The 6,015-nt window shown below is 50.7% G+C and carries 6 protein-coding genes and 1 pseudogene; all 7 read right to left on the bottom strand.

What is annotated here, in order from left to right:
• Positions 1 to 228 precede the first annotated feature (228 nt).
• On the bottom strand, positions 229 to 1,194 hold the full coding sequence (locus HRU10_14750) for an ABC transporter substrate-binding protein (protein ID NRA28491.1): 966 nt from the start codon (positions 1,192 to 1,194) through the stop codon (positions 229 to 231).
• Positions 1,195 to 1,206: 12 nt separating this feature from the next.
• Complete coding sequence (locus HRU10_14745) at positions 1,207 to 1,986, bottom strand: ABC transporter permease (GenBank protein ID NRA28490.1); 780 nt, start codon at positions 1,984 to 1,986, stop codon at positions 1,207 to 1,209.
• A complete protein-coding gene (locus HRU10_14740; protein NRA28489.1) occupies positions 1,979 to 2,776 on the bottom strand; it encodes an ABC transporter ATP-binding protein in 798 nt (265 codons plus the stop codon). Before HRU10_14740 ends, HRU10_14745 begins: the two co-directional genes overlap by 8 nt.
• A gap of 9 nt (positions 2,777 to 2,785) precedes the next feature.
• On the bottom strand, positions 2,786 to 4,183 hold the full coding sequence (locus HRU10_14735) for an FAD-binding oxidoreductase (GenBank protein ID NRA28488.1): 1,398 nt from the start codon (positions 4,181 to 4,183) through the stop codon (positions 2,786 to 2,788).
• Positions 4,184 to 4,266: 83 nt separating this feature from the next.
• On the bottom strand, positions 4,267 to 4,965 hold the full coding sequence (locus HRU10_14730; GenBank protein ID NRA28487.1) for a TIGR00266 family protein: 699 nt from the start codon (positions 4,963 to 4,965) through the stop codon (positions 4,267 to 4,269).
• A 9-nt stretch (positions 4,966 to 4,974) separates the two neighbouring features.
• Complete coding sequence (locus tag HRU10_14725; GenBank protein NRA28486.1) at positions 4,975 to 5,655, bottom strand: TIGR00266 family protein; 681 nt, start codon at positions 5,653 to 5,655, stop codon at positions 4,975 to 4,977.
• Positions 5,656 to 5,660: 5 nt separating this feature from the next.
• Positions 5,661 to 5,942: pseudogene (locus tag HRU10_14720) on the bottom strand (AIM24 family protein).
• Between the last annotated feature and the right edge of the window lie 73 nt (positions 5,943 to 6,015).

Below are 6,015 nucleotides of genomic sequence, written 5' to 3'. Positions count from 1 at the left end.
AGATCATTTCATGCTTCCAACACCCACATGCCAAATACGCCGCATGAAGTCACCTTTTGCATTAGCGGAGTAATAAACTAAAACCTGATAACGGAGAATTCATCATAAATTCCACGCTAGGAATTTATGTTAATCATGTGGTAGCGTGAACCAGTTGGTAACCTATCCAGATTAAGTCCTATATTTGTTGGCAAATATCCTTGGTCCAAAGAGATATTAGATTGATCTCTACTTCTGAAATACAACGTCTTCCACGGACAGCGGAGACTTCAATAAGTCTAAAGAACTTAGTGTTGTTATTGTCTGTAAAATGCGTGCTGGATCGAGCTTTCCGATGGCTTGGCCCTTTTCTGGATCTCCGGCAATGAGTTCCCTTTCGATCATTGTCTGGATGGAATAACTAACAAATTCGGCGTCCAGCTTTAGGTTCAGGCCAATCAACTCTTGGTTCGTGGGCGAAGATGGATCGCTCTGGAGATAGTTGGTCCATCCGGTGGTGCTACCGGCGACAAATGCTTCGACCGCCTCAGGATTTGCGGAAGCGTAAGCCTTTGTCGTGTAAATCACGCGATAGGGATCAAAACCGGCGTCGGCCAGGAGGAAGACTTTTGGCTCTGCTCCATTTTTTCGGATATAGTAAGGCTCGTTGGTGATGAACGCTTGTTGTATGAAATTTTCGTCAGCAAGAAAACGCTCCATGCCATAATCGATGGCAATAACGTCGAGTTTGATTTCGTATTTTGCCTCAAGCGCGCGAATCCAATTAGCGCCTGGCGTAGCCATGACGCGCTTACCGTCAAGATCTGCAAAGGTCTCCACTGGATTTGAGCCATGAAGCATCAGGCACTGAGGGTCGTGCTGCATCATCACACCCACAACGACCAAAGGCATGCCCTCAGAGATGCGCATAATGACATCGTCAGCACGTCCAATCGCGAAGTCCGTCCGTCCGGTTAAAAGTTTTTCGAAGATTAAGGCATTTGGACCGCCCTGATTGATCGTCACATCCAATCCCGCTGCCGCGTAGGTGCCGTCATTCTTGGCTTGATAAAAACCGCCATGCTCGGGCTGGGCATACCAGTCGGTTTGCAGACGAACGGGAGTTAAGCCTGAGTCGTTAGAACTTCCCCCTCCCCCGCAGCCGGAAAAAACAAGCAGTGAAAGGAGAGCGAGCGCTAGGAGAATAGATTTCATCGAGATGGAGTGTTAGGATTCCTGGGTTTGATACGAATCGTGCCAGTCCCTCAGAAGCAAATAGTGGATAAGGTTCACAGAGCCGACGAACAAGAAGCCCAGCACGCAGGTGACCAATCCTAGGGTAAAGAGTGCCGGGGTATCTGTGTTGGCCTTATAAACCAAGATCATGTATCCGAGCCCGCCACTGGTTGACGAACCCAGGAGAAAGTCACCGGTAAGCGCTCCGATCGGTGCCAATGTGCCCGCAATCTTCATTCCGGTAAGGAAATAAGGCATGGCATAAGGAATACGCAGCTGCATGAGCTCTTGGGACTTTTTGGCGTTACCCATGACAAAAAGGTTCAAGAGATTCTTATCCGTGGACATGAGTCCCGTAACGGTATTGGCCACCACCGGGAAAAATCCGATCACGAAGGTAACGATGATGATCGAACCCAAACCTGGGCCGACCCAAATGCCAATCATCGGGATCATGATAATAATCGGCGTCATCTGGAAGATCAGGATAAAGGGATACAGCGTATGCTTTACGTAACGGTTACTCGCCAAAACAAGAGCGATAAGGAAGCCCCCGCCCGATGCGGCAACAAACCCTAAAATCGAAACAAGAAAAGTCCGCCATGCTGCGATGCCTAGACGGTCACTTTCGGTCCACAATTTCTCAATCACCACACGTGGTGATGGGAGCATGAATGGATTGATTCTTCCCGATTCAACAAGAAAATACCAAGCCGAGAGAATGATTGTGCCCAAACTCAGGGGTAATACCCAGGCAAGATGCTTATGCAACGACGGCCTCCTTTCGGGCTTCGGCAGCAGCGTGCTCAACCGAACGCAGCGACTGCGATGCGTGGATCACCAGGTCGTGAAATGCGCCTTCGTCTCTGAGCGCCGCCGTGCGTGGGTATTCAAAAGGCACATCAATCACCTCGTGGATCTGTCCCGGGTTAGCAGAGAGGACTACAATTCGTGTCGATAGGAACACAGCTTCGGCGACTGAGTGAGTGACAAAGAATGCCGTAAAGTCCTCCTTAGATCGAATAGCCAGCAGGTCTTCATTTAGACGATCGCGACTCATTTCGTCGAGTGCACCGAAGGGTTCATCCATCAGGATGATCTCTGGATTTACAGTCAAAGCGCGCGCAATCGAAACGCGCATTTTCATGCCTCCCGAGAGCTGACGAGGAAACTGAGTAACCGCATGGGACAATCCCACCAAATCGATCATCTCGCGAGAAACCTCCTGACGTTTCACCCTTTCCACGCCTCTCAGCTTCAATAGAGTCTCTACATTTCCAAGAACGCGACGCCAGGGCATCAAAGTAGGCTCCTGGAAGACAAAGGCCATCTCCTCGCGTGCATCATCGGGAAGCATCCCATCGACGCCCAGCTCACCATCACTGATTGTAGCCAGTCCAGATATAAGCTTCAAAACGGTCGACTTTCCACAGCCACTCGGTCCGATCAATGAGATAAACTCACCTTTCTGGACCTCTAGGTTGATGTCACGCAACACCCAGGCGCCCTCGCCGTAGCGCTTGGATACCCCTTTGAATGAGACAATATTGAACGGATCCATACGTTTAGCCTAGGCGGCAAAAGGATTATCCGGGTAGGTTATCATCTTACCAGGATTCAGGATCCCTTGTGGATCTGACTCGGCCTTAAGCGCCCGTTTTTCTTCGATATCCGGATGCGCGCCGCCTTCCTCAAGTTTGTCCGTATGTGGATTTGCCACGAAAACGCCGATCTCCCAACAATAGTCGATCATGCCTTGCAGCTGTTCCGGGTCACGGTAGCGAATGATCGGCAGTCCACCTACGACAATCTCCGCATCGACCTGCATCTTTGGATTGGAGAGAACCCATTCGCAGTGGAGTAGGAACTCTTGGCCAAATTTTTCCTTTAGCTGAGCCACCTGTTCCCGCCAATTGTCGCCGAAACCGACCTGCAGGTAGGTAATGGTCGGATCGACCGTGAGCGCGTGCAAGGTCGTATGGTTCCAGGTGTAGTCTGTGATGTATGGTGGCGCTGGCGGATCCGAGAGCGGTTGATCAAACGTGATCTTCATACCCACGGCTTCAGCGCGTGCCTTCAATTCCTCAGCCTGAGACACTTCGATAAGGAAAAAGGATGCCGAACAATTTTTGGGTAGGTGCTCTTTTATGGGTGTGAAATAGTCCGGGACTTCGGGTTCAAACCCAGTCACCAGACGTTTCACCAAGGTTTTGTCACGAGCTACCGCGTCGCAAAATTCAGACGCTTGTTTCCAACTATCTCCAACCGCGATAATCTGTTGGTAGTCTTTCTTCTCCCCAAGGCGCATTTCTGCCTCAACCAATATTCCCGTCGTTCCATAAGTATGAAGGGCTTTGAGACAATCCGTCTCTTCAAATTTCCGCAGGCGTGGCTCAGCTTCCACCGTCAAAATCGTCGCCGACTTCATGTTATCCCCGTGAGCAATGCCTCCGTATTGAATCGAGCCGATACCTCCAGACCCGCCACAAAGAAAGCCGCCCATAGAGCTTTTAATCCAAGTTGAGGGCATACAGCGCAGCTCGTAGCCAGCTGCGCGTGACACTTTCTCGATTTTTGAAAGTTTGGCTCCAGGCTCACAGCGCACGACACCACCCTCAACCGAGTGGATCTTGTCCATCCGCGACAGGTCGAGGAGGACGCCGCCATAGAGGGGAATCATCTGTCCGTAATTACCCGTGCCTCCACCGCGAATTGAAATCGGCAAGCGGTGCTTAAAGGCTAGTTTCACCGCGGCAGTGAGCATCTCGAGCGAATCGACCTTAATGGCAAAATCTGCCTTCAGCGACTCCAGCCGCGGCTTAAGGATCGGTGAATACCAATAATAATCCTTACTGAGTTTTTCGAGAGTGCGCGCATCGCGCTTCACATTAATCGCCCCACAAGCGGACTCAAATTCTTCGATTATGGAGTCCGGCACTGGGACCGCTTTTGCCTGGTCAGTTAGCATTCTGGAACAAAAGCACGCCTATTGCCAAAAGCAAGAAACCGGAGCGGTATTGATAAACAAGAGCGCCCTTGCAATCGTCCTAATTAGTTATTCTTACTGGGACGGAAGGGCCAAACCCAAGAGCCAAACGCCGGGACCTGACGTGTCTGAACCCACAACCTACCTTGGCCAGTAAAGCGAGAGACCAAACCCTCTCCGGAAAAGAACAAAGACTTATAGCCGCCCAATTTATCAACGCGATAATCCAAACCTTCTGTAAAGGCCACCATATGGCTATTATCCACAGTATATTCGCCATCCACATCGACCTCGATCATAGCGCCATATGTGGAAAAGAATAAATCTCCGCGGCCCGATATCTTGATAAGAAATAAGCCATCGGCATTGAAAAACCCACGTATCAGGCCCTGCCATTTCGTCTCGATTTTAAGGTCAGGACTTGCTGCGACGAAGCCACTATTCTGGAGGAAAATAGTCTCATCTTCGAGATATACGTGAGAAATATCACCGGGCGATCCGGGAGCGATTCCGATCTCGCCGGGCCCGCCTGAAGCTGTGAATTCGTTGATAAAGAGCGACTCGCCGGAAACGAGACGGCCGAGTCCCCCCTTCATCTTGGTTTTCATTTCGATGTGGGTGTCCATCGTCGCCATGGCCGAGGCCTCGACCTTTATTGTCTGATCGGCTTTGAGGTTCACCGAGGCAAAGCCAAAATCAGGCTTTGCAGAGAATGAGAAATCATATCCCTCTGGATGTGGTTGAGCAATGAGCACGATAATGATTCTTTCGGATTAACGGGGTTTCAGCATCGGACCGATACGCTTGCCGAAGCCGGGTGAGTTATGCGACTGACACCAAACGCTGCCAGTACCTTTGAAGCGACAGACGAAGCCCTCGCCCCCCAGAAAAGATGACACCCAACTCTTACCTGCTTTTGACAGGGAATAATCCAAGGTCTCATCGAATGCGACGATATGGCCGGTATCGACGACGTATTCGCCGTCAATATCTATTGGAAAGATAGCACCGAAACTATTTATCACCAGCTTGCCTGACCCACTGATGTTCAGCCAAAACAAACCCTCTTTAGCAAAGAGCGATTTAAAACCCGTCCAGCCAAGATCGATCTTTAACCCAGGCTCACTGCAGACATAGGAGCCACTCTGGACGATCAAGTTGGTGCTTAGATCCATTTCGATCGCTTGCATATCCCCCGCAAGCGTAGCAGCGAGATCAACACTTCCACCCGATTGCCCTGCAGTAAAGGTGTTGATGAAAAATGACTCGCCACTCGCTAAACGTTTGATCGCGCCAAACAAACCGCCTTGGCCCCGCTTCCGAGCTTCAGTCGTGATACTCACTCCGGCACTCATGCTGATCATCGCGCCCCCTTCTGCGACGATGCTGTCGCCGGGACTTAGATCGACACGTGCAGCAGCATTCCCTGGTCCGTGTTGAATAGAAATATCCATATCGCTTAGATCTTAGGGTTCAGCCAACCGACCAGTCCGGACAAGCTACGGGTTTGAATCCAAATGCGGCCCTTACCTTCGAGCCGTGTCACCAATCCTTCTCCACCAAAAATGCTGGAAAGGAGCCCACCGGCCCACTGGAGCCTTATTTTCACACTTTCATCGTAGGCGACCAAGTGGGCCGTATCCACGATGTATTCGCCATCCAACTCTTTCTCCACGATGCCCCCGTAGGCGCCAAACCACAGCATGCCGTCGCCAGAGACCCGGAGTTTAAAAAATCCTTCACAGCCATCCCATAGGGATGCGCTAAAAAATTAAAAAGTGGTTGGCTCTGGCGGACTTCCGATCAAGGAAGTC

The sequence above is a fragment of the Opitutales bacterium genome (assembly GCA_013215165.1).
Lineage (GTDB): Bacteria > Verrucomicrobiota > Verrucomicrobiia > Opitutales > JABSRG01 > JABSRG01.
The sequence above is the reverse complement of the archived record's forward strand: the minus strand, read 5'-3'. Positions and strand labels throughout refer to the sequence as shown.